We start from the raw sequence: 21,715 nt of genomic DNA on the forward strand, positions 1-21,715 counted from the left end.
CGGTATGGCGCTTTGTGCGCTCTTTTTGATGTCGGGTGGCGGCGGCGCCACCCGTTTTTTTCAATTTACTTCACGCACGCCGAACACTGGGACGACTGGATCTGCTTGAAGAAGTCGTTGCCTTTGTCATCCACCAGGATAAACGCCGGGAAGTCTTCCACTTCGATTTTCCAGATCGCTTCCATACCCAGCTCCGGGTATTCCACGCACTCCAGGCTCTTGATGCTGCCCTGCGCCAGAACCGCCGCCGGGCCGCCGATGCTGCCGAGGTAGAAGCCGCCGTGCTTGTGGCACGCGTCCGTCACCTGCTGGCTGCGGTTGCCTTTCGCCAGCATGATCATGCTGCCGCCGTTGGCCTGCAGCTGATCGACGTACGAGTCCATACGCCCTGCCGTGGTTGGGCCTAACGAGCCGGAGGCATAGCCTTCAGGCGTTTTCGCCGGCCCCGCGTAGTAGATCGGGTGATCTTTAATGTACTGCGGCAGCCCTTCGCCGTTGTCCAGACGCTCTTTCAGCTTCGCGTGCGCAATGTCGCGGCCCACGATGATCGTGCCGTTCAGGGAGAGACGGGTCGAGACCGGATACTGAGAAAGCTGCGCCAGAATCTCTTTCATCGGACGGTTCAGGTCAACGCGAACCGCTTCCCCCTCACCCGCTTTACGCAGCGCTTCCGGGATGTATTTGCCCGGGTTATTTTCCAGCTTTTCGATCCACACGCCTTCGCGGTTGATCTTGGCCTTGATGTTGCGATCCGCAGAGCAGGAGACGCCCATCCCGACCGGACAGGAGGCACCGTGGCGCGGAAGACGGATCACGCGCACGTCGTGGGCGAAGTACTTACCGCCAAACTGCGCCCCGAGTCCCAGATTACGCGCCTCTTCCAGCAGCTCCTGCTCAAGCTGCACGTCGCGGAACGCCTGACCGTGCTCGTTACCTTCAGTAGGCAGTCCGTCGTAGTATTTGGTTGAGGCCAGCTTGACGGTTTTCAGCGTGCTTTCAGCCGAGGTTCCGCCAATCACGAAGGCGATATGGTACGGCGGGCACGCCGCGGTGCCGAGGGTACGCATCTTCTCAACCAGGTAATTTTTCAGCTTGCCCGGAGTGAGCAGCGCTTTGGTTTCCTGGTAGAGATAGGTTTTGTTGGCTGAACCGCCGCCTTTGGCGATGCAGAGGAATTTGTACTCGTCACCGTCGACGCTGTAGAGGTCAATCTGTGCAGGCAGGTTAGTGCCGGTGTTGACCTCTTTGTACATGTCCAGCGCCGCGTTTTGCGAGTAGCGCAGGTTGTCTTCGGTGTAGGTGTTGTAGACGCCGTGAGCCAGCGCCGCTTCGTCACCGCCGCCGGTCCAGACGCGCTGGCCTTTTTTACCGACGATGATCGCCGTACCGGTGTCCTGGCAGGTGGGCAGAATGCCTTTCGCCGCGATGTCGGAGTTACGCAGGAACTGCAGGGCAACGTACTTGTCGTTTTCGCTGGCTTCCGGGTCGCTCAGAATATCGGCAACCTGCTGCTGATGCGCGGGGCGGAGCATAAAGGAGGCATCGTGGAAAGCGTGCTGCGCCAGCAGCGTCAGCGCCTGCGGATCCACCTTGAGGATCTCTTGTCCTTCGAACTCAGAGACGGAGACGTGATCGCGGGTTAACAGGTAATACTCGGTCTGATCCTTACTGAGGGGGAAAGGATCCTGATAATGGAAGGGTTTATTCGACATTGTTCTCTCACTTACTGCTTCGGTCTGTTTATTCAGGGCAGATGTTCCGCTGCCCGGCTTAAAAGCGAGTCAGCTTATCCTACACAATTTTTTAACAAAAACTGAGACTAGTACGACTTTTTACATCCACAGGTTACTTCCACGTAGTTTATTGCTTTAATACCCGGAGTTAATTCCACATTTGAATCAGGGCTTGATAATGCAAAAACTCATTAACTCAGTGCAAAACTACGCCTGGGGAAGTAAAACTGCGTTAACGGATCTCTACGGTATCGCGAACCCGAACAACCTGCCGATGGCGGAACTGTGGATGGGGGCGCACCCGAAGAGCAGCTCAAAAATTGAAGACGCCAGCGGCCAGGTACGCAGCCTGCGTGACGTGATTGATGCCGATAAAGCCGCACTGCTGGGCGACAAGGTGGCTCAGCGCTTTGGCGAACTGCCGTTCCTGTTTAAGGTGCTGTGCGCCGACCAGCCGCTCTCCATCCAGGTTCACCCGAACAAGAAAGCCTCTGAAATCGGCTTTGCCAAAGAGAACGCGGCGGGCATCCCGCTGGACGCCGCCGAGCGTAACTACAAAGATCCAAACCACAAGCCGGAGCTGGTTTTTGCGCTGACCCCGTTCCTGGCGATGAACGCGTTCCGTGAGTTTTCAGAGATTATCTCCCTGCTGCAGCCGGTCGCGGGTGCCAACAAGGCTATTGCCCACTTCCTCGAAAACCCAAACGCGGACGCGCTCAGCCAGCTGTTTGCCAGCCTGCTGAATATGCAGAGTGAAGAGAAATCTCACGCGCTGGCGGTGCTGAAAGCGGCCCTGAACAGCCAGCAAGGGGAACCGTGGGAGACCATCCGCCTGATTTCCGAGTTTTACCCTGACGACAGCGGCCTGTTCTCCCCTCTGCTGCTGAACGTGGTGAAGCTGAACCCGGGCGAAGCGATGTTCCTGTTCGCGGAAACCCCGCACGCCTACCTGCAGGGCGTAGCGCTGGAGGTGATGGCCAACTCTGACAACGTGTTGCGCGCGGGCCTGACGCCGAAATATATCGACATCCCTGAGCTGGTTGCCAACGTGAAGTTTGTGGCGAAACCTGCCGCGGAGCTGCTGACTCAGCCGGTGAAAAACGGTGCAGAGCTGGACTTCCCGATTCCGGTTGAGGATTTTGCGTTCTCCCTGCACGACCTCAATCAGATGGAAACGACAATCGCACAGGAGAGCGCGGCGATCCTGTTCTGCGTCGAGGGCGAAGCAACGCTGCGCAAAGGCGAGCAGCGTCTGGTTCTCCAGCCTGGCGAGTCAGCATTCGTTGCAGCCAATGAGTCCCCGGTCAGCTTGAGCGGCACCGGTCGCCTTGCACGCGTTTTTAATAAGCTTTAAGCACTTACTGAATTTTTTAACAACTCTTGCTAAGCTAGTTGAAGGCTTAATATCTCCGGGCGGTTTTTACCGCCTGGTTTCATTTTAGGGATAGTCGCAATGAAAAAATCGGTCGTAGCGGTTGGAGTGATTGTAGCGTTAGGCGTGGTCTGGACGGGTGCCTCCTGGTTTACCGGGAAACAGCTGGAAGGCCGTCTGGCTGAGATGGTGGCGCAGGCTAACGGAGAAATTAAGCGCAGCGCGCCGGAGGCGGGTCTGGAGCTGAGCTACCAGAACTATCAGCGCGGCGTGTTCACCAGCCGCATGCAGCTGGTGGTGAAGCCGGTGGCCGGTGCGGCAAACGGCTGGCTGAAGCCGGGGCAGAGTGTGGTGCTGGATGAAGTGGTAAGCCACGGTCCTCTGCCGCTGGCGCAGTTAAAATCGTTTAACCTGATCCCGTCCATGGCGTCCGTTCATACCGTGCTGGTGAATAACGACGTCACCAAACCGCTGTTTGACCTGGCGAAGAATGAATCACCTTTCGACATTAACACCCGTATTAGCTACTCCGGTGATACCAGTTCTGATATCGCGCTGAAAGCGCTGAACTACGAGAAAGAGAACGAAAAAGTCGCCTTCAGCGGCGGCCATTTCAAACTTGATGCGGATCGGGACGGCAACGTCTTCTCCATGACGGGTGAAGCGGAAAGCGGCCTGGTCAACGCCGTGAACGAATATAACCAAAAAGTTCAGCTCACCTTCAACAACCTGAAAGCCGACGGCAACAGCCGTATGACCGACTTTAAAGAGCGTATCGGCGATCAGAAGCTCTCCGTGGATAAAATTGCTATCGCAATTGAAGGAAAAGAGATGGCCGTGCTGGAAGGCATGGACGTTAACGGTCAATCCGACGTATCCAAAGACGGTAAGAGCATCAATACCCAGCTGGATTACACGCTGAAGAGCCTGAAAGTGCAGAATCAGGATCTGGGCACCGGCAAGCTGTCGCTGAAGATCGGCAATATCGACGGCCAGGCATGGCACGAATTTAGCCAGAAATACAGCAAAGAGAGCCAGGCGCTGCTGACCGACGCCGCGCTGCAGCAGAACCCGGAAGTGTACCAGCAGCAGGCGATGGCGGTGCTGTTCAATAACCTGCCAATCCTGCTGAAAGGCCAGCCGGTGGTCACCGTTGCGCCGCTGAGCTGGAAAAACAGCAAAGGCGAAACCAGCTTTAACCTGTCGCTGTTCCTGAAAGATCCTGCAGCCGCCACGGGTGAACCCCAGACGCTGGCGCAGGAAGTGGATCGCAGCGTGAAGTCGCTCGACAGCAAGCTGACCATCCCGATGGATATGGCGACCGAGTTTATGACCCAGATTGCGAAGCTGGAAGGCTACGGCGATGAAGATGCCGGCAAGCTGGCGAACCAGCAGGTGAAAGGTCTGGCGGCGATGGGTCAGATGTTCCGCATCACCAAAGTGGAAGACAACACCATTTCCACCAGCCTGCAATATGCCAACGGCCAGGTAACGCTGAACGGCGACAAAATGCCGCTGGAAGAGTTTGTTGGCATGTTTGGTATGCCGACGCTGGGAATGCCGGAACCGGCTGAACCCGCAGCGCCAGCCGTACCGGCGGCACCGCAGCAGTAAGCAGAAAACCCCTCGCAAGAGGGGTTTTTTATTGCCCTTATCCTATCCATCCCTCCAGGAAATCCAGCAGCAAGGCGTTAACTTTCTCAGGCTGTTCCTCCTGAGGAAGATGGCCGCACTCGTCGATACCCTGCGCCCGCAGGTTATCCGCCATTTCAGCCCAGACGCTTTGCATATCGAAAAGCTTGCCGACCGCGTGAAAATCATTGCCCCACAGCGACATTACCGGACAGGCGATTTTCACGTCAGCGTCGGCAAGATCCTGCGCCACGTCTTCCGCGTTGGCGCGGTAGTCAGCCATCGCGCCTCGCACTGCTCCGGGCGCCTGATACGCGCGAACATAGGTGTCAAACGCCTCGCCGCTGATGGTTGACGGATCGTAGGTCCAGTCCGAGAAAAAGTAGCGCAGCCAGATATTTTCACGTCCTGCAATCAGCGCTTCCGGCAGATCGGGCACAAGATGGAACAGGAAGAACCAGTATGCGCGGGCGATGGACGCATTCAAATCGCGCGCCACGATACGCGTTGGCACGTTATCCATGACCACCAGACGATCCACCAGCTCAGGGTAATCTTTTGCAAACCGCGTCGCGACGCGCGCCCCGCGATCGTGCCCCACCAGCACCACCTTCTGTAACCCCAGCGCACGCATCAGCTCCCGGATGTCCCGGGCCATGTTCCGTTTATCATAGCCAGAAGCCGGTTTATCCGTTTCGCCATATCCTCGTAAATCCGGCGCGATGACGCGGTAGTGCCGGGACAATACAGGTATCTGGTAGCGCCAGGCATAGTTTGTTTCAGGAAAACCGTGCAGAAGAATAACCGGCGCGCCTTCACCCTCTTCAACCACAAACTGTCGAATGCCGTTTGCCGTTACGGTGTAACTTTTCATATTCATAACCTTACTTTATTTCAGCAGAGGCACGTTGGCCGCACGTTGATAAGGACCGTAATTTACAGGGTTCCAGCTATAGCCCTGCTGCCAGGCGGTGATATGCCCAATACCGGGGAAAGGCAGATGCGCAGCGGCCATCCACTCGCCGTCTTTCGCCAGGGCGTTAAACTCCTGCGCCCGGGACGAGATGGCTTTTTTCGAATCGACATCAAAGCGAATAGACACTTCAGGATGCGGGAACTGGACGGCTGGCGCATGAATCAGATCCCCAATGAAGTTAATAGCCGTCCCCTGCGACGCAAAGCGATAAACGGTACTGCCGGGCGTATGGCCAACGGCATAGGCCGTCTGGACTTCCGGGATCGGCGAAGCTGGCGGAACGAAGGTTTTAAGATGTCCGGAGGCTTTATACTCAGACAATGCTTTTCGGGCGATAGCAAAATACTCTTTCGCATTAGCCGGCGCGCTCGCTTCTTTTGCAGGATCAAGCCAGTAGTCGGCCTCCCCCTGCGGTACATAGACGGTGGCATTGGGGAACAACGCTTTACCGTCTGCATCGCTCAGGCCACACACGTGGTCAAGATGCAGGTGAGTCAGGAAAATGGTATCAACCTGCCCGGGACGATAGCCTGATGCTTTCATATTGTTAACCAACTGGCCGGCCGTTTCCGGCACGCAGTGCCCCGCTCCGCTGTCAATCATGACCAGATGTTTACCGGTGTTAACCAGGAAAGCGTTAAAAGCGGTCGGCATGCGGTCGGCATCGATTTTATGCTGAGCCAGCAGTTTACGAACCTTGTCGTCTGAAAGACCGTGGAGTAATGATGGCGAAAGGTCGTTATAGCCGTCGAACAGCGCCGTGACCTCATATTCCCCTACCGCCAGACGATAATAGCCGGGGACCTGCTGCTTCACCTGCGCAGGTGCGTCAGCCCAGGCGGCACTTACCAGTAACAGGCTGCTGAATGCCAGAACCGTTTTCAACGTTTTCATCTTCACTCCAGATTGGTATTTTTCAGGTTGTGAAGAGACTATGGCAGCGTAACGATAAATACTGTAGATATGTACTTTGATAAGTCAGCATAACGAAAAACGATATAATGAAGCTGGAAGACGTTGAAGTGTTTGTCGAAGCCATTAAGGCGGGTAGCCTGGCGGGCGCCGCACGTCGGCTCTCAATGAGTTCCATGGCGGCGTCACGCTCTCTTAACAATCTTGAAGCTGAGCTGGGGGTCAGGCTGGTGCATCGCACCACGCGATCCCTTTCACCCACCAGCGATGGTGACGTTTTTTTGCCGCATGCGCAGGCGTTGCTGGAAGATAAAAATAACGCGCTGGCCGATCTGTTTCCTGATGGTACGCACCTGTCCGGACGCCTTCGCATTACCGCCTCAGCGGCGTTTGGACGCAAGATCGTTGCACCGATGTTGCCGCTGTTTATGCAGCAACATCCTGCCCTGCAGGTCGACCTGCTGGCAACCGATGAGCAAATTGATATTGTCGGGAAAGGCATAGACGTGGCGTTACGCATTGCACCGCTGCGCGATAACCGGTTAGTTGCACACCGCATCTGTGATAACCCCCGCGAGCTTTGCGCCAGCGCGGAGTATCTCGCCGCGTACGGTTCACCGAAATTACTTAACGATCTGGCTGAACATAGCTGCCTGACCACCTCAGATACGACACACTGGTCGTTTGAGAAGGGTGAACAGCGCTACAAACAAAAGGTGTCAGGCCGATTCTCGGCTAACTCTATTGAGGCGATTTTCGAGGCCTGCCTGGGGGGACTCGGCATCGCAAATTTATCTCGCTGGTACGTAGAGCCTGCCATTGCTGAGGGTAAACTCGTGCGGATCGTCCTGGGAGATGCTCAGCCGGAATCGCTGGCCATTTGGGCGGTTTACCCGACCTCCCGGCTGATCCCGGCAAAAGTACGAAAATTTGTAGAAGCCCTGGAGACTCATCTGACGCTCAACCCGCTTACGCAGCAGAGCTGAGTTATTTCACCGTCACCAGCCGCGCCGCGACAATCTGGTGCCCGGACTGGACGTCCGTGTTGTCGATGCGCTGCATAATTCTCTCTGCCAGCGTGTAGCCCATCTCCCGCGCAGGGGTGGTAGCCCAGACTATCGGCAGGTCATCCAGCGCGTTTTCACCAACGTCGGCGAACGCCCCTAACGCCACCTGATGGCCGAAGAAGGTTTCCACCCCGCCCTCGCCGCTCTGACGCCCGGCGCGAATCAGGCCAAACCAGGCACCCATGGCAATCACATCGTTGTAGCAAATCACGGCGCTGATCGTCGGATTGCTTCGCAGCAGCGCGCCTATCGCTTCCGCCGCTTTCTTCTGGCTGGATTCACACTCCACGACCCATTCGCTGTGGAACGGCAGGCCGTATTTAATCAGCGTCGCGCAGTAGCCGCCGACCCGCTCGGCGCGCGTCAGGGAGGAGCTTTTCCCTCCCAGCCAGGCAATGCGCTGATGCCCGCGGCGAATAAGATGTTCGGTCAACATTTGCGCGGCCTGCATGTTATCCGGGCGCAGCGTATCGGCCTCGTCCAGATAGCTGGCGCGCGAGGCGAACACCAGCGGCACGCCTTTTTCGGCGGCGCGCTCGCACAGTTCGCTACCCACGCCCGACGCTCCGGCGACGATCACTCCGTCAACCCCCTGGGTCAGCAGCATATCGAGACGGGAGAGAAGCTGCCCGGCCTCGCGCCCGCCGTGCAGCAGAAAGACCATCCGCCCCTGCGCTTCCAGCGCTTCGGTTAACCCGGCGGTCAGCTCCGCATAAAAAGGTGACGTCAGGTCGCGGACAATCAGGCCAATCACCCCGCTTTGCCCGCCGCGCAGCGCCGACGCCTGACGGTTACGCACAAAGCCCAGCTGTTCAACCGCCTCGTTCACCCTCTGGCCGGTTGCGGGCGAGATGCGCCCTTTACCACTGAGCACGAGAGAAACGGTGCTGACGGAAACCCCCGCCGCCAGCGCGACATCGTTGATGGTGACTTTTTTCGCTACAGCCATGTGTCAGCGTGACTCCCTGAAATGAGATCGGTAAAACGTTTTATCAATACGTTATCTTTATACTACCAGTCAAAGCCTGAGAATGTGATTTAGCGCGCACTAAACTTTGATAAAACGTTTTATCTTCTCGCAGCATTGAAGCAGGCAAACTGATTTTAACAATAAAGGAGTCGTTTTATGACGGCGAAAACAGCACAAAAAATATCGCTGTGGGAGTTTTTCCAGCAATTGGGTAAAACCTTTATGCTGCCCGTGGCGCTCCTCTCGTTCTGCGGGATCATGCTCGGGATCGGCAGTTCGCTGAGCAGTAAAGACGTCATCACGCTGATCCCGTTCCTCGGTACTCCCGTGCTGCAGGCGATCTTTATCTGGATGAGTAAGGTCGGCTCCTTCGCGTTTAGCTTCCTGCCCGTGATGTTCTGCATCGCCATCCCGCTGGGCCTGGCCCGCGAGAATAAAGGCGTCGCGGCGTTTGCCGGGTTTGTGGGTTACGCCGTGATGAACCTGGCGGTTAACTTCTGGCTGACCGCGAAAGGCATTCTGCCGACGACCGATGCTGCCGTGCTGAAGGCCAACAATATTCAGAGCGTGATTGGCATCCAGTCTATTGATACCGGGATCCTCGGAGCGGTGATCGCCGGGGTCATTATCTGGATGCTGCACGAGCGCTTCCACAATATCCGCCTGCCGGATGCTCTGGCCTTCTTCGGCGGTACCCGCTTCGTGCCGATTGTCACCCTGGTGGTCATGGGTCTGTTCGGCCTGATCATTCCGCTGATCTGGCCGGTCTTTGCGATGGGCATCAACGGCATTGGCCGCATCATCAACGGCGCGGGAGATTTTGGTCCGATGATCTTCGGCACCGGCGAGCGTCTGCTGCTGCCGTTCGGCCTGCAGCATATCCTGGTGGCCCTGATTCGCTTCACCGAAGCGGGCGGTACCATGGAGGTGTGCGGTCACGACGTGAGCGGTGCGCTGACCATCTTCCAGGCGCAGCTGAGCTGTCCGACTACCCACGGCTTCTCTGAAAGCGCCACCCGCTTCCTGTCTCAGGGTAAAATGCCGGCCTTCCTCGGCGGCCTGCCGGGTGCCGCGCTGGCGATGTACCACTGCGCGCGCCCGGAAAACCGACATAAAATTAAAGGGCTGCTGATCTCCGGCGTGATTGCCTGCGTCGTGGGCGGTACCACCGAGCCTATCGAATTCCTGTTCCTGTTTGTTGCGCCGGTGCTGTATCTCATCCACGCGCTGCTGACCGGCCTGGGCTTTACCGTGATGGCGGTGCTGGGCGTCACCATCGGCAACACCGACGGCAACGTGATTGACTTCGTGGTGTTCGGGATCCTGCACGGCCTGTCAACCAAGTGGTATCTGGTGCCGGTCGTGGCGGCTATCTGGTTCGCGGTGTACTACGGTATCTTCCGCTTCGCCATCACCCGCTTTAACCTGAAAACGCCGGGCCGCGATACCGATACCGCCACCAGCGTTGAGCAGGCGGTGGCCGGTACCGTGGGCAAATCCGGGTATAATACCCCTGCCATTCTGGCTGCGCTGGGCGGTGCGGATAACATTACCTCGCTGGATAACTGCATCACCCGCCTGCGTCTGTCGGTGGCGGATATGTCAAAAGTAGATACCAACGCCCTGAAAGCCAACCGGGCCATCGGCGTGGTACAGTTAAATCAGCACAATTTGCAGGTGGTTATCGGCCCGCAGGTTCAGTCGGTGAAAGATGAGCTGGCAACCCTGATGCGAACAGTAGAAGCCTGATGCCTCAACCCCCTCTCATGAGGGGGTTTTACTTTAAGGATTAACGTCATGTTTGATTTTTCTACCGTCGTGGATCGTCACGGCACCTGGTGTACGCAGTGGGACTACGTCGCCGACCGCTTTGGCGCGGCGGATTTGCTGCCCTTCACCATCTCGGATATGGACTTCGCCACCGCCCCCTGCATTACCGACGCGCTGCATCAGCGCATCAACCACGGCGTGCTGGGCTACAGCCGCTGGAAAAACGACGAGTTTCTTGCCGCTGTTGAGCACTGGTTTCGGCAGCGCTTTAACAGCCGCATTGATAAAGAAACCATCGTTTATGGCCCTTCCGTCATCTACATGGTGTCAGAGCTGATCCGCCTCTGGTCAAAGCCCGGTGACGGCGTGGTGGTTCACACCCCGGCGTACGATGCGTTTTACAACGCCATTGGAGGCAATGCGCGTCAGGTAGTGGCCGTTGAGATGGAAAAGCAGGCGGCTGGCTGGCAGGGCAATATGGCGGCGCTTGAAGCGGCCCTGGCGAAACCGGAAAACAAAATTCTGCTACTGTGCAGCCCGCAGAACCCGACCGGCAAGGTCTGGACGCGGGATGAATTGACGCAGATGGCGGAACTCTGTGAGCGCTATGACGTGGCGGTTATCAGCGATGAAATTCATATGGACATGGTGTGGGGGGTGCATCGCCACACCCCATGGAATGCGGTAGCGCGCGGCAAGTGGGCGCTTCTCACCTCCGGCTCGAAAAGCTTTAATATTCCGGCACTGACGGGCGCATACGGCCTGATCGGCGATGAAGAGAGCCGTAACGGCTATCTCAGCGCGCTAAAAGGACGGGATGGGCTCTCTTCCCCTTCCGTGCTGGCGCTGACGGCCCATATCGCCGCCTATCAGCATGGAGAGCCGTGGCTTGATGCCTTGCGTCGTTATCTGGAAGAGAATCTGTTGTATATCGCACAGGAATTAAACAGTGCTTTTCCGAAACTGAACTGGCAGCCGCCGGAAGCAACCTATCTGGCCTGGATTGACCTGCGCCCGCTGAACATTGACGACAGGGCACTGCAAAAAGTGCTGATCGAGCAGCAAAAAGTCGCCATCATGCCGGGATATACCTACGGGGAAGAGGGAAATGGCTTCGTGCGCTTAAATGCGGGCTGCCCACGCAGCAAGCTGGAACAAGGGGTTCAGCGCCTCATCGCCGGGATCAACACGCTCCTGTAATTTGTTTGCGCAACGGAATATTCCCTTGCGCAAATAGCTTTTTACCCCGTTTTGTTTTTATAATATGGCGCACTTTAACCCGAAAAGAGTGCGACCATGATTGATACACGCCTGCCCTTAACTGATATTCATCGTCACCTTGACGGTAACATTCGTGCCCAAACCATCCTCGATCTTGGCCGCCAGTTCAACTTAACGCTTCCCGCTCAGACGCTTGAGTCGTTGATCCCACACGTACAGGTTACCTCCAATGAACCAGACCTGGTCAGCTTCCTGAGCAAACTCGACTGGGGCGTGAAGATGCTGGCCTCGCTGGATGCCTGCCGCCGCGTGGCGTTTGAAAACATTGAAGACGCGGCCCGCAACGGCCTGCACTACGTCGAGCTGCGCTTCTCGCCGGGCTATATGGCGATGACCCACAACCTGCCCGTTGCAGGCGTGGTGGAAGCCGTCATTGAAGGCGTCCGCGAAGGGTGTAAAACGTTCGACGTTCAGGCCCGCCTGATCGGCATTATGAGCCGCACGTTCGGCGAAGCCGCCTGCCTGCAGGAGCTGGAAGCGCTGCTGGCGCACCGCGATGCCATCACCGCCGTTGACCTTGCCGGCGATGAGCTGGGCTTCCCCGGCAGCCTGTTCCTCTCCCACTTCAACCGCGCGCGCGATGCCGGCTGGCACATTACCGTCCATGCGGGTGAAGCAGCGGGCCCGGAAAGCATCTGGCAGGCCATCCGCGAGCTGGGCGCCGAGCGTATCGGCCACGGAGTGAAAGCGGTTGAAGACCGCGCGCTGATGGATTTCCTGGCGGAGCAGCGCATCGGCATTGAGTCGTGCCTGACGTCCAACATTCAGACCAGCACCGTGGCAACGCTGGCGCAGCACCCGCTGAAAACGTTCCTCGAGCACGGCGTGCTGGCCTCGCTGAACACGGACGATCCGGCGGTTCAGGGCGTGGATATCATCCACGAGTACAACATCGCCGCACCGCAGGCGGGCCTGAGCCGCGAGCAGATCCGCCAGGCGCAGATCAACGGGCTGGAGATCGCCTTCCTTACGCCTGCAGAGAAGCAGGCGCTGCGGGATAAGGTGGCAACCGCGTAAACCCTTTGCCGGGTGGCTTCTACGCCTTACCCGGCCTATAAAAGCATTTAAAACTTATGCCAGACAGAGCGTGGCGCGATGTTTGGCAGATTCAATCCCCAGCTCAATCAGCTCCATAATCTGAATCGCCTGGCTGGCCGGAACCGGGTTCTCCCCGGTTCCGTTCAGCGCATCGCGGATGGCAGCATAATAAGCCGGATAGTTACCCGGGATCGTTAACAGGGTTTCCTCAACCAACTCCTCACCTTCCGCCCGCGTCACGACGCCGTCGCGCATATCATAGCCCCAGTCTTCCTGCGGCAGACGTTCACCGTTTTTGAGGCGGTCTTCCTGCGGATCGAGGCCAAACTTCACGTAGCTCCCGCGCGTGCCGTGGATGATATAGCGGGCAGATTCCGCGGCCGCGACCATCGTGCCGTGCAGCACAATCCGCCGCTGCGGGTAACTTAACACCGCGTGGAAGTAATCGGTTGTCTGCGCCCCGGGCCTGAGCTGGGCCAGATCGACCGTCATGCTCACCGGCAGCCCAAACAGATTCACGGCCTGGTCCAGCAGATGCGGGGCTAAATCGTACCAGATGCCGCTGCCCGGACCGGCCTGCTCGCGCCAGCGGTTTCTCACCTGCGGACGGAAGCGGTCAAAGTGCGATTCAAAAAAAACGATCTCTCCTAACGTGCCTTCCCCGAGAAGCGTTTTAACCGTCAGGAAGTCGCTGTCCCAGCGGCGGTTATGGAAAACGGACAGCACTCTGCCCAGGCTTTTTGCCAGCGCCTCCAGCTCACGCGCCTGTGACAACGTCACGGTGAAGGGTTTGTCAACAACGACGTGCTTCCCGGCTTCCAGCGCGGCTTTCGCCAGCGGGAAGTGCGTGTCGTTCGGGGTGGGAATAACAATTAAATCGATATTCGGATCGTTGAAAAGGTGTTTAGGCTCGGAGACAACCGGCACTGCGGGCCAGTCAGCGTGGACTTTGGCGGCGTCGCTGCTGGATACCGCCGCCAGCGCCATTCCCGGCGTTCCGGCTATCAGAGGCGCATGAAACGTTTTGCTCGCGTACCCGTAGCCTATAAGCCCGACGCGGATGTTATCACTCATCGTGTTGTCCTCTTTATGCGTTTCTTATTTCATACTGGCCTTACTTGCATTGTCCTCATTAATAATGAGCCATGGCGCTTAAAATAGCAGGCTGTACCGGCTATTTTTGTTACATAGTATTAACCTTCTGATTTTGTTTAAGGGAATCGTTCCCAAAGCGCTTGCCGTCAGAGAAACAGCGCTGTAACATTTGCGACCTGTATTTATGGATAAATTATAACAGTGAATCATGGCATCAATTATTAATCGAATCATTGAATTAGCGGGATGGATTGTTCTTGGGGTTTCGGTCATTTTGCTCGGCGTAGCCAGCCATATTGATAACTACCAGCCGCCGGAGCCTGCTGCCGTCACCCATCCTAAGTAACCGGTTGCTGCTTTAAAGAGTGACATAATATGTCAGTTTCGTATTGCCAGCCCTGGTGAACGCGGTTAACCTTCTCTTCCAGGCATCACCTTCGGTGCCTGAATTTCAGCAAAGAAAACTCCTAATTTCGTCGCGTTATCTGAGTGGGCTGTTTACGTCTGTATTAATCCGTTTATTATTCGACCGAATTACCTTAACTGGTATTACTCACTTTTATATGGAAAATTATTAATATGACAGTTCAGGACTATTTATTAAAATTTCGCAAGATCAATTCGCTTGAGAGCCTGGAAAAACTGTTTGACCATCTGAACTACACCCTGTCGGATAATCAGGACATTATCAATATGTATCGCGCCGCTGACCATCGCCGTGCGGAGCTGGTCTCCGGCGGACGCTTGTTCAACGTCGGCGAGGTGCCGAAGTCCGTATGGCGTTACGTTTTATAAGAAAGTAGCCATCCGCGCGAAATGTTATATACTCTCCGCCCTGCAAACTGGCTGTACAACATTTCGCGCAGATAATGGGAGAGTTCATGACCGCAACGCCTGGAGAACGCATCGGAGGCTGGTTAATCGCCCCACTGGCATGGCTGCTGGTTGCCTTATTAAGCGCATCGCTTGCGCTGCTGCTTTATACCACCGCATTGATTACCCCTCACGCTATTCAGACCCTGATGTCGCAAAGCGTGCTGAATATAGCGATGTGGTTTGTGTCGTTCGTTTTCGCGATTGGGATGTGGTACTACACCCTGTGGCTGACTATCGCTTTCTTTAAGCGCCGCAAGAGTGTGCCTAAGCACTACATTATCTGGCTGCTCATTTCGGTTCTGCTGGCGGTTAAAGCGTTTGCTTTCTCGCCCGTGTCTGACGCGCTTGCTGTCCGCCAGCTGCTTTTCCCGTTACTGGCTGCGGCGCTGCTGGTGCCCTATTTCAAACGTTCGACGCGTGTGAAAAACACCTTCGTGAACCCGTAATAACCTTACAGATAACCTGTTGTCGCCTGCCCCGGTTTGTCCGATAATAGGCGGCTTTTTTATTTCAGGCTAAATAATGACCGATTACTTACTGCTCTTTGTCGGCACCGTGCTGGTTAACAACTTCGTTCTGGTGAAGTTCCTTGGCCTGTGCCCGTTTATGGGCGTGTCCAAAAAGCTGGAAACGGCGATGGGCATGGGGCTGGCGACGACCTTCGTCATGACGCTGGCGTCCATCTGCGCGTGGTTGATTGACACCTGGATCCTCATCCCGCTGGGGTTAATCTATCTCCGCACGCTGGCGTTTATTCTGGTCATTGCGGTGGTGGTGCAATTTACCGAAATGGTGGTGCGTAAAACCAGCCCGGCGCTCTATCGCCTGCTGGGTATCTTCCTGCCGCTGATCACCACCAACTGTGCGGTGCTTGGCGTGGCGCTGCTGAACATCAACCTTGGCCATAACTTCATGCAGTCGGCGCTGTACGGCTTCTCCGCCGCTGTCGGTTTCTCATTTGTTATGGTGCTGTTCGCGTCGATTCGCGAACGTCTGGCAGCAGCGGATATCCCCGCGCCATTTCGCGGTAATGCCATTGCGCTGGTGACCGCGGGTTTAATGTCTCTGGCCTTTATGGGCTTTAGTGGTCTGGTGAAGTTGTAATGAATGCTATCTGGATTGCCATCGCCTCTATCAGCGTCCTGGGGTTGGTGTTTGGCCTTATCCTGGGCTACGCCTCCCGCCGTTTCGCGGTAGAGGACGATCCTGTTGTTGAAAAAATTGATGAGCTTTTGCCGCAAAGTCAGTGTGGACAGTGCGGCTACCCGGGCTGCCGCCCTTACGCTGAAGCGGTAGGCATTCAGGGTGAAAAAATTAACCGCTGTGCGCCCGGCGGCGAAGCGGTGATGCTGAAAATTGCCGCCCTGCTTAACGTCGATCCGCAGCCCGTTGATAGCGATGCGGAAGTCCAGGAGCCGGTTCGCGCCCTCGCGGTGATCGACGAAGCAAACTGCATCGGCTGCACCAAATGTATTCAGGCCTGCCCGGTCGACGCCATTGTCGGCGCGACCCGCGCCATGCACACCGTTGTGGCGGATCTCTGCACCGGCTGTAACCTCTGCGTGGCCCCCTGCCCGACGCAATGTATAGAGCTGCGCCCGGTTGAAACGACTACCGAAAGCTGGAAGTGGGATCTTCAAACCATTCCGGTTCGCAATATTCCTGTGGAACAACATGCTTAAGTTATTTTCTGCTTTCAGAAAAGAGAAGATCTGGGACTTTGACGGCGGTATCCATCCGCCAGAGATGAAAACCCAGTCCAGCGGCACGCCGCTGCGTCAAATTCCGCTGGCGACGCGTTACGTCATGCCGCTCAAGCAGCATATTGGCGCTGAGGGCGAGCTGTGCGTGAAAGAAGGCGATACGGTGCTGCGCGGTCAGCCGCTGACCTTCGGACGCGGACGTATGCTGCCGGTACACGCCCCTACTTCCGGGAAAGTGGTGGCGATTGCCCCTCATACGGTGGCGCATCCTTCCGCGTTGTCGGAACTGAGCGTGATTATTGAAGCCGACGGCGAAGATCGCTGGATTGACCGTGACGGCTGGAGCGACTACCGCAGCCAGAGCCGCGAAGCGCTCATTGAGCGTATTCATCAGTTCGGCGTCGCCGGGCTTGGCGGCGCGGGCTTCCCGACCGGCGTCAAGCTGCGCGGCGGTAGCGATAAGATTCAGACGCTGATTATCAACGCCGCCGAGTGCGAGCCGTACATCACCGCCGACGATCGTCTGATGCAGGACTGCGCCGCCCAGGTGGTGGAAGGCATCCGCATCCTCGCGCATATTCTGCAGCCGCGGGAAGTACTGATTGGTATCGAAGACAATAAACCGCAGGCTATTTCAATGCTGCGCGCCGTGCTGGCCGGTAGCCATGATATCGCCCTGCGCGTTATTCCGACCAAGTACCCCTCTGGCGGCGCAAAACAGCTGACGCAAATCCTCACCGGCAAGCAGGTCCCGCACGGCGGACGCTCGTCGGATATCGGCGTGCTGATGCAAAACGTCGGCACCGCTTACGCCGTCAAGCGTGCGGTGATTGACGGCGAGCCGTTGACCGAGCGCGTGGTAACGCTGACCGGAGAGTCTGTCTCTCGTCCGGGTAACGTCTGGGCGCGCCTCGGCACGCCGGTGCGCCATCTGCTGGAACAGGCTGAATTTTGCCCTGCCAGCGACCAGATGGTGATCATGGGCGGTCCGCTGATGGGCTTTACCCTGCCGTGGCTCGACGTTCCGGTAGTGAAAATCACCAACTGCCTGCTTGCCCCTTCCCCAACCGAAATGGGGGAAGAGCAGGAAGAGAAAGGCTGCATCCGCTGCAGCGCCTGTGCCGATGCCTGCCCGGCGGATCTCCTCCCGCAGCAGCTGTACTGGTACAGCAAAGGCCAGCTGCACGATAAAGCCAAAGCCCATAACCTGGCCGACTGCATCGAATGCGGCGCCTGCGCCTGGGTCTGCCCAAGCAACATTCCGCTGGTGCAGTACTTCCGCCAGGAGAAGGCCGAGATTTATGCCATCTCCATGGAAGAAAAACGCGCCGCGGAAGCCAAGGCACGTTTCGAAGCGCGTCAGGCGCGTCTCGAACGTGAGAAGATGGCTCGTCAGGAGCGACATAAGCAGGCCGCCGTTCAGCCTGCCGGGAAAGATCAGGATGCAATCAACGCCGCACTGGCGCGCGTTCGCGAGAAAAAAGCCAGTGCCGCCCAGACGCTGGTGATCCAGGCCGGTGAAAAACCGGATAACAGCGAAGCGATTGCCGCCCGCGAGGCGCGTAAAGCTGCGGCCCGCGCCCGTCAGGCGGAAAAAGCGCAAGCGGCGCAGCCGGAAGCTGAAATCGATCCACGCAAAGCCGCCGTTGAGGCGGCAATAGCCCGTGCCAAAGCGCGCAAGGCCGGGGAGCAGCCTGTGGTGGTTGAACAGGAACCGGTCGATCCGCGTAAAGCTGCCGTTGAAGCGGCGATTGCCCGCGCCAAAGCGCGCAAAGCAGCGCAGCAAGCGCCAGCCGCAGAACCTGAAGCACCGGTCGACCCACGTAAAGCCGCCGTTGAAGCGGCGATAGCCCGCGCCAAAGCGCGCAAAGCAGCACAGCAGGAAGAGCAGCCGCAGGCCGCCAACGATGACCCGCGCAAGGCCGCCGTCGCCGCCGCCATTGCGCGCGTTCAGGCAAAGAAAGCCGCACAGCAAGCCGTAAACGAGGATTAAATGGTTTTCAGAATCGCAAGTTCCCCTTACACCCACAATCAGCGCCAGACCTCGCGCATCATGATGCTGGTCTGCCTGGCCGCGCTGCCGGGCATTGCCGTTCAGTGCTGGTTTTTCGGCTGGGGAACTCTGTTCCAGATAGCTCTTGGATGCGCCAGCGCCGTCGCGGCGGAAGCCCTCGTGCTGAAGCTGCGCAAGATGGCGGTTTCCCGCATCCTGGCGGACAACTCCGCTCTGCTGACCGGCCTGCTGCTGGCCATTAGCATTCCCCCGCTTGCCCCGTGGTGGATGGTGGTGCTCGGCACCGTGTTTGCCGTGATTATTGCCAAACAGCTCTATGGCGGCCTCGGTCATAACCCGTTTAACCCGGCGATGATTGGTTACGTGGTGCTGCTGATCTCTTTCCCGGTACAGATGACCAGCTGGCTGCCACCGCACGAGATTGCAGCCACGGTGCCCGGCTTTATGGATGCTCTGCAGGTGATCTTTACCGGCCATACCGCACTCGGTGCGGATATGAACGCGCTGCGTATGGGCGTGGACGGTATCAGCCAGGCGACGCCGCTCGATACGTTTAAAACGTCCCTGCATGCCGGGCACAGCGTTGAACAAATCATGAAGTCCGCCATCTACAGCGGCGTGCTGGCGGGAGCGGGCTGGCAGTGGGTCAACCTGGCGTATCTGCTGGGCGGCCTGTTCCTGTTGCAGCAGAAGGCTATCCGCTGGCATATTCCGGTCAGCTTCCTCGTGACGCTGGCGGTCTGTGCCACGCTGGGCTGGGTATTCTCTCCTGAATTGCTGGCCAGCCCGCAGATGCACCTGCTCTCCGGCGCGACCATGCTGGGTGCCTTCTTTATCCTGACGGATCCGGTGACGGCCTCAACGACTAACCGCGGACGCCTGATCTTCGGCGCGCTGGCTGGCCTGCTGGTTTGGCTCATCCGCAGCTTTGGCGGCTACCCGGACGGCGTGGCCTTTGCCGTCCTGCTCGCCAACATTACCGTTCCGCTCATCGACTATTACACGCGTCCGCGCGTGTACGGCCATCGCTAAGGGTTTCGCCATGTTAAAAACGATGCAAAAACACGGCGTCACGCTGGCTGTCTTCGCCGCGGTCCTGACGGGGCTGACGGCACTGGTTAATGCGCTGACCAAAACGACCATCGAAGAACAGGCCTCGAAGCAGCAAAAGGCGCTGTTCGATCAGGTGATCCCGTCCGATTTCTACGATAATGACCTGCAAAAAAGCTGCTTTGTGGTAGACGCGCCGCAGCTTGGGAAAGGCCCGCACCGCCTCTTTATCGCCCGCAAAGGGGATAAACCGGTCGGCGCGGTGATGGAAGCGACCGCGCCTGATGGCTATTCCGGCGCCATTCAGCTGCTCGTGGGCAGCGATTTCTCCGGTACCATCCTGGGCACCCGCGTGACGGAGCATCATGAAACGCCGGGTCTTGGCGACAAAATTGAAACCCGTCTGAGCGACTGGATTTTGCACTTTGCCGGTAAAGTGATCCATGGTGAAGATGACACCGCGTTTGCGGTGAAGAAAGACGGCGGCGAGTTTGACCAGTTCACGGGCGCAACCATCACCCCGCGGGCGGTGGTAAACGCCGTAAAACGAGCCGGGCTGTACGCTGAAACGCTGCCCGCGCAGATCAACAATCTTCCGGCCTGTGAGGAGTAATCATGAGCCAGGTTAAAGAGGTTATTGTCCAGGGATTGTGGAAAAACAACTCCGCGCTGGTACAGCTTCTGGGCATGTGCCCCCTGCTGGCGGTGACATCCACCGCCACCAACGCGCTCGGTCTGGGTCTGGCAACCACGCTGGTATTGACCCTGACCAACCTCTCCATCTCTGCCCTGCGACGCTGGACGCCGTCGGAAATTCGTATTCCGATTTATGTCATGATCATTGCGTCGGTGGTCAGTATTGTCCAGATGCTGATTAACGCCTACGCGTTTGGTCTGTACCAGTCGCTCGGGATTTTCATTCCTCTTATCGTCACCAACTGTATTGTGGTCGGGCGTGCGGAAGCGTTCGCGGTGAAAAACAGCCCGGCCATGTCTGCGCTGGATGGTTTTTCCATTGGCATGGGCGCCACGTGCGCCATGTTCGTGCTGGGCTCGCTGCGTGAAATCCTCGGCAACGGTACGCTGTTCGACGGCGCAGATGCGCTGCTGGGCGGCTGGGCTAAAGCGCTGCGCGTTGAGGTGTTTCACACCGATACGCCGTTCCTGCTGGCGATGCTGCCGCCCGGCGCGTTTATTGGCCTCGGCATGATGCTGGCAATAAAATACCTGATAGATGAGAAACGTAAGCGCCGCGCGGCTGAGCGCAGCGTTCTGGAAGGGACACCCGAGAAGGCCTCATGAATAAAGAAAAGCGCATTGCGATCCTGACCCGTCTGCGGGACGAGAACCCGCACCCGACGACGGAGCTGAATTTTACCTCCCCGTTTGAGCTGCTGATCGCGGTGTTGCTCTCTGCGCAGGCGACCGACGTGAGCGTCAATAAAGCCACTGCCCTGCTCTATCCGGTCGCCAATACGCCGAAGGCCATGCTGGAGCTGGGCGTCGAAGGCGTGAAGTCCTATATCAAAACCATCGGCCTGTTTAACAGCAAAGCCGAGAACGTAATTAAGACCTGTCGGATCCTGCTGGAACAGCACGGAGGCGAAGTGCCGGAAGATCGCGCCGCGCTGGAAGCTTTGCCGGGCGTGGGGCGTAAAACCGCGAACGTTGTGCTCAATACCGCGTTTGGCTGGCCGACCATCGCCGTTGATACGCATATATTCCGCGTCTCAAACCGGACCAACTTCGCCCCAGGGAAAAATGTCGAGCAGGTAGAAGAGAAGCTGTTAAAAGTGGTTCCTGCCGAATTCAAGGTTGACTGCCACCACTGGCTGATTTTGCACGGTCGTTATACCTGCATAGCCCGAAAGCCGCGCTGCGGCTCCTGCGTTATTGAAGATCTCTGCGAATATAAAGAAAAAGTCTATCCCTGATCGTCATAATCCCCTACCAAAAGAAGGACTACCGTTCGTTCTTCTTTTGGCCGTTATTTGTCCGCCCTTACTTTCTTCTGACTTGTCACTTGTTCGGCTCTATAACGCTCAAACAGGTTAATACTTTTTTCATAGCCAAAAATTTCTATACATCTGTGATCGCGATCACTCTGATAACGTCATGTTGATTTTTTGTAGTCAAAGTCATCGCAAACCCTTTGCCGGGCAAGATTTAAATGCGTTTAGCCGGAAGATAAGACCAGCTATTTTTCAGAATATGGGCTATATCACT

21 protein-coding genes are annotated in these 21,715 nt (G+C 57.1%); 16 read left to right on the forward strand and 5 right to left on the reverse strand.

Going from position 1 to position 21,715, the window contains the following annotated elements:
• Positions 1-65: 65 nt before the first annotated feature.
• Positions 66-1,712 (reverse strand): class I fumarate hydratase FumA, encoded by a 1,647-nt coding sequence (gene fumA / locus IM271_RS02095; protein ID WP_028012930.1) that lies wholly within the window; start codon positions 1,710-1,712, stop codon positions 66-68.
• A gap of 199 nt (positions 1,713-1,911) precedes the next feature.
• Between fumA and manA the strand changes: the two genes are divergently transcribed.
• Positions 1,912-3,087, forward strand: a complete 1,176-nt coding sequence (manA, locus tag IM271_RS02100; RefSeq protein ID WP_193052100.1) for a mannose-6-phosphate isomerase — start codon at positions 1,912-1,914, stop codon at positions 3,085-3,087.
• Positions 3,088-3,186: 99 nt separating this feature from the next.
• Positions 3,187-4,719, forward strand: a complete 1,533-nt coding sequence (locus tag IM271_RS02105) for a YdgA family protein (RefSeq protein WP_059356966.1) — start codon at positions 3,187-3,189, stop codon at positions 4,717-4,719.
• 37 nt (positions 4,720-4,756) lie between these two features.
• On the opposite strand, the gene IM271_RS02110 is transcribed toward IM271_RS02105, so the two are convergent.
• Together IM271_RS02110 and IM271_RS02115 are read right to left on the reverse strand one after the other, a co-directional pair.
• Entirely contained in the window at positions 4,757-5,611 is an 855-nt protein-coding gene (locus IM271_RS02110; RefSeq protein ID WP_193052101.1) for an alpha/beta fold hydrolase, read from the reverse strand.
• A 15-nt stretch (positions 5,612-5,626) separates the two neighbouring features.
• Positions 5,627-6,607 carry an MBL fold metallo-hydrolase gene (locus IM271_RS02115; protein ID WP_193052102.1) on the reverse strand — a complete coding sequence of 327 codons (981 nt, stop codon included), beginning with the start codon at positions 6,605-6,607 and terminating at the stop codon, positions 5,627-5,629.
• 107 nt (positions 6,608-6,714) lie between these two features.
• On the opposite strand from IM271_RS02115, the gene IM271_RS02120 reads away from it, so the two are divergent.
• Positions 6,715-7,611 carry a LysR family transcriptional regulator gene (locus IM271_RS02120; RefSeq protein WP_193052103.1) on the forward strand — a complete coding sequence of 299 codons (897 nt, stop codon included), beginning with the start codon at positions 6,715-6,717 and terminating at the stop codon, positions 7,609-7,611.
• A gap of 1 nt (position 7,612) precedes the next feature.
• Here IM271_RS02120 and IM271_RS02125 read toward each other — a convergent pair whose 3' ends face one another.
• Positions 7,613-8,641 (reverse strand): Mal regulon transcriptional regulator MalI, encoded by a 1,029-nt coding sequence (locus tag IM271_RS02125; RefSeq protein WP_136343178.1) that lies wholly within the window; start codon positions 8,639-8,641, stop codon positions 7,613-7,615.
• A 177-nt stretch (positions 8,642-8,818) separates the two neighbouring features.
• On the opposite strand from IM271_RS02125, the gene malX reads away from it, so the two are divergent.
• The 3 genes from malX (at position 8,819) to add (ending at position 12,730) form a co-directional block, all read left to right on the forward strand.
• Entirely contained in the window at positions 8,819-10,411 is a 1,593-nt protein-coding gene (malX, locus tag IM271_RS02130; RefSeq protein WP_028012923.1) for a maltose/glucose-specific PTS transporter subunit IIBC, read from the forward strand.
• A 48-nt stretch (positions 10,412-10,459) separates the two neighbouring features.
• Entirely contained in the window at positions 10,460-11,632 is a 1,173-nt protein-coding gene (locus IM271_RS02135; protein ID WP_193052104.1) for a MalY/PatB family protein, read from the forward strand.
• Between the two features lie 96 nt (positions 11,633-11,728).
• Complete coding sequence (add, locus tag IM271_RS02140) at positions 11,729-12,730, forward strand: adenosine deaminase (RefSeq protein ID WP_047368418.1); 1,002 nt, start codon at positions 11,729-11,731, stop codon at positions 12,728-12,730.
• 54 nt (positions 12,731-12,784) lie between these two features.
• Here add and IM271_RS02145 read toward each other — a convergent pair whose 3' ends face one another.
• Entirely contained in the window at positions 12,785-13,825 is a 1,041-nt protein-coding gene (locus IM271_RS02145; RefSeq protein WP_193052105.1) for an oxidoreductase, read from the reverse strand.
• A gap of 241 nt (positions 13,826-14,066) precedes the next feature.
• Here IM271_RS02145 and blr point away from each other — a divergent pair, with 241 nt between their 5' ends.
• The 10 genes from blr to nth all read left to right on the forward strand — a co-directional run bounded on the left by blr (position 14,067) and on the right by nth (position 21,423).
• The gene (gene blr, locus IM271_RS02150) at positions 14,067-14,192 is read left to right on the forward strand and encodes a division septum protein Blr (protein ID WP_168733269.1); all 126 of its coding nucleotides are present in this window, start codon (positions 14,067-14,069) and stop codon (positions 14,190-14,192) included.
• A gap of 233 nt (positions 14,193-14,425) precedes the next feature.
• Positions 14,426-14,641 carry a transcription modulator YdgT gene (gene ydgT, locus IM271_RS02155; RefSeq protein ID WP_013096896.1) on the forward strand — a complete coding sequence of 72 codons (216 nt, stop codon included), beginning with the start codon at positions 14,426-14,428 and terminating at the stop codon, positions 14,639-14,641.
• 86 nt (positions 14,642-14,727) lie between these two features.
• The gene (locus tag IM271_RS02160) at positions 14,728-15,168 is read left to right on the forward strand and encodes a DUF2569 domain-containing protein (RefSeq protein WP_023311379.1); all 441 of its coding nucleotides are present in this window, start codon (positions 14,728-14,730) and stop codon (positions 15,166-15,168) included.
• 76 nt (positions 15,169-15,244) lie between these two features.
• Positions 15,245-15,826: an electron transport complex subunit RsxA gene (rsxA, locus tag IM271_RS02165; RefSeq protein ID WP_028012919.1), complete on the forward strand. Its 582-nt coding sequence runs from the start codon at positions 15,245-15,247 to the stop codon at positions 15,824-15,826.
• The gene (gene rsxB / locus IM271_RS02170; RefSeq protein WP_193052106.1) at positions 15,826-16,404 is read left to right on the forward strand and encodes an electron transport complex subunit RsxB; all 579 of its coding nucleotides are present in this window, start codon (positions 15,826-15,828) and stop codon (positions 16,402-16,404) included. The genes rsxA and rsxB overlap by 1 nt, the downstream gene beginning before the upstream one ends.
• On the forward strand, positions 16,397-18,418 hold the full coding sequence (rsxC, locus tag IM271_RS02175; RefSeq protein WP_193052107.1) for an electron transport complex subunit RsxC: 2,022 nt from the start codon (positions 16,397-16,399) through the stop codon (positions 18,416-18,418). The genes rsxB and rsxC overlap by 8 nt, the downstream gene beginning before the upstream one ends.
• Positions 18,419-19,471 carry an electron transport complex subunit RsxD gene (gene rsxD / locus IM271_RS02180; protein WP_193052108.1) on the forward strand — a complete coding sequence of 351 codons (1,053 nt, stop codon included), beginning with the start codon at positions 18,419-18,421 and terminating at the stop codon, positions 19,469-19,471. It begins immediately after the preceding gene.
• 10 nt (positions 19,472-19,481) lie between these two features.
• On the forward strand, positions 19,482-20,102 hold the full coding sequence (gene rsxG, locus IM271_RS02185) for an electron transport complex subunit RsxG (RefSeq protein ID WP_045261492.1): 621 nt from the start codon (positions 19,482-19,484) through the stop codon (positions 20,100-20,102).
• A gap of 2 nt (positions 20,103-20,104) precedes the next feature.
• A complete protein-coding gene (locus IM271_RS02190) occupies positions 20,105-20,791 on the forward strand; it encodes an electron transport complex subunit E (protein ID WP_023617347.1) in 687 nt (228 codons plus the stop codon).
• The gene (gene nth / locus IM271_RS02195) at positions 20,788-21,423 is read left to right on the forward strand and encodes an endonuclease III (RefSeq protein WP_028012914.1); all 636 of its coding nucleotides are present in this window, start codon (positions 20,788-20,790) and stop codon (positions 21,421-21,423) included. Before IM271_RS02190 ends, nth begins: the two co-directional genes overlap by 4 nt.
• Positions 21,424-21,715 lie beyond the last annotated feature (292 nt).

It is taken from the genome of Enterobacter cloacae complex sp. I3, from assembly GCF_014896175.1.
GTDB lineage: Bacteria > Pseudomonadota > Gammaproteobacteria > Enterobacterales > Enterobacteriaceae > Enterobacter > Enterobacter bugandensis.

Excerpts from the sequence above, each read along its gene's own strand:
- IM271_RS02120 (WP_193052103.1), top strand. The coding sequence starts at position 6,715 with ATGAAGCTGGAAGACGTTGAAGTGTTTGTCGAAGCCATTAAGGCGGGT.
- IM271_RS02125 (WP_136343178.1), bottom strand. The coding sequence starts at position 8,641 with ATGGCTGTAGCGAAAAAAGTCACCATCAACGATGTCGCGCTGGCGGCG.
- IM271_RS02145 (WP_193052105.1), bottom strand. The coding sequence starts at position 13,825 with ATGAGTGATAACATCCGCGTCGGGCTTATAGGCTACGGGTACGCGAGC.
- add (WP_047368418.1), top strand. The coding sequence starts at position 11,729 with ATGATTGATACACGCCTGCCCTTAACTGATATTCATCGTCACCTTGAC.
- rsxC (WP_193052107.1), top strand. The coding sequence starts at position 16,397 with ATGCTTAAGTTATTTTCTGCTTTCAGAAAAGAGAAGATCTGGGACTTT.
- IM271_RS02115 (WP_193052102.1), bottom strand. The coding sequence starts at position 6,607 with ATGAAAACGTTGAAAACGGTTCTGGCATTCAGCAGCCTGTTACTGGTA.
- manA (WP_193052100.1), top strand. The coding sequence starts at position 1,912 with ATGCAAAAACTCATTAACTCAGTGCAAAACTACGCCTGGGGAAGTAAA.
- IM271_RS02105 (WP_059356966.1), top strand. The coding sequence starts at position 3,187 with ATGAAAAAATCGGTCGTAGCGGTTGGAGTGATTGTAGCGTTAGGCGTG.
- rsxG (WP_045261492.1), top strand. The coding sequence starts at position 19,482 with ATGTTAAAAACGATGCAAAAACACGGCGTCACGCTGGCTGTCTTCGCC.
- rsxB (WP_193052106.1), top strand. The coding sequence starts at position 15,826 with ATGAATGCTATCTGGATTGCCATCGCCTCTATCAGCGTCCTGGGGTTG.
- IM271_RS02135 (WP_193052104.1), top strand. The coding sequence starts at position 10,460 with ATGTTTGATTTTTCTACCGTCGTGGATCGTCACGGCACCTGGTGTACG.
- fumA (WP_028012930.1), bottom strand. The coding sequence starts at position 1,712 with ATGTCGAATAAACCCTTCCATTATCAGGATCCTTTCCCCCTCAGTAAG.
- rsxA (WP_028012919.1), top strand. The coding sequence starts at position 15,245 with ATGACCGATTACTTACTGCTCTTTGTCGGCACCGTGCTGGTTAACAAC.
- IM271_RS02160 (WP_023311379.1), top strand. The coding sequence starts at position 14,728 with ATGACCGCAACGCCTGGAGAACGCATCGGAGGCTGGTTAATCGCCCCA.
- malX (WP_028012923.1), top strand. The coding sequence starts at position 8,819 with ATGACGGCGAAAACAGCACAAAAAATATCGCTGTGGGAGTTTTTCCAG.
- rsxD (WP_193052108.1), top strand. The coding sequence starts at position 18,419 with ATGGTTTTCAGAATCGCAAGTTCCCCTTACACCCACAATCAGCGCCAG.
- nth (WP_028012914.1), top strand. The coding sequence starts at position 20,788 with ATGAATAAAGAAAAGCGCATTGCGATCCTGACCCGTCTGCGGGACGAG.
- IM271_RS02110 (WP_193052101.1), bottom strand. The coding sequence starts at position 5,611 with ATGAAAAGTTACACCGTAACGGCAAACGGCATTCGACAGTTTGTGGTT.
- IM271_RS02190 (WP_023617347.1), top strand. The coding sequence starts at position 20,105 with ATGAGCCAGGTTAAAGAGGTTATTGTCCAGGGATTGTGGAAAAACAAC.
- ydgT (WP_013096896.1), top strand. The coding sequence starts at position 14,426 with ATGACAGTTCAGGACTATTTATTAAAATTTCGCAAGATCAATTCGCTT.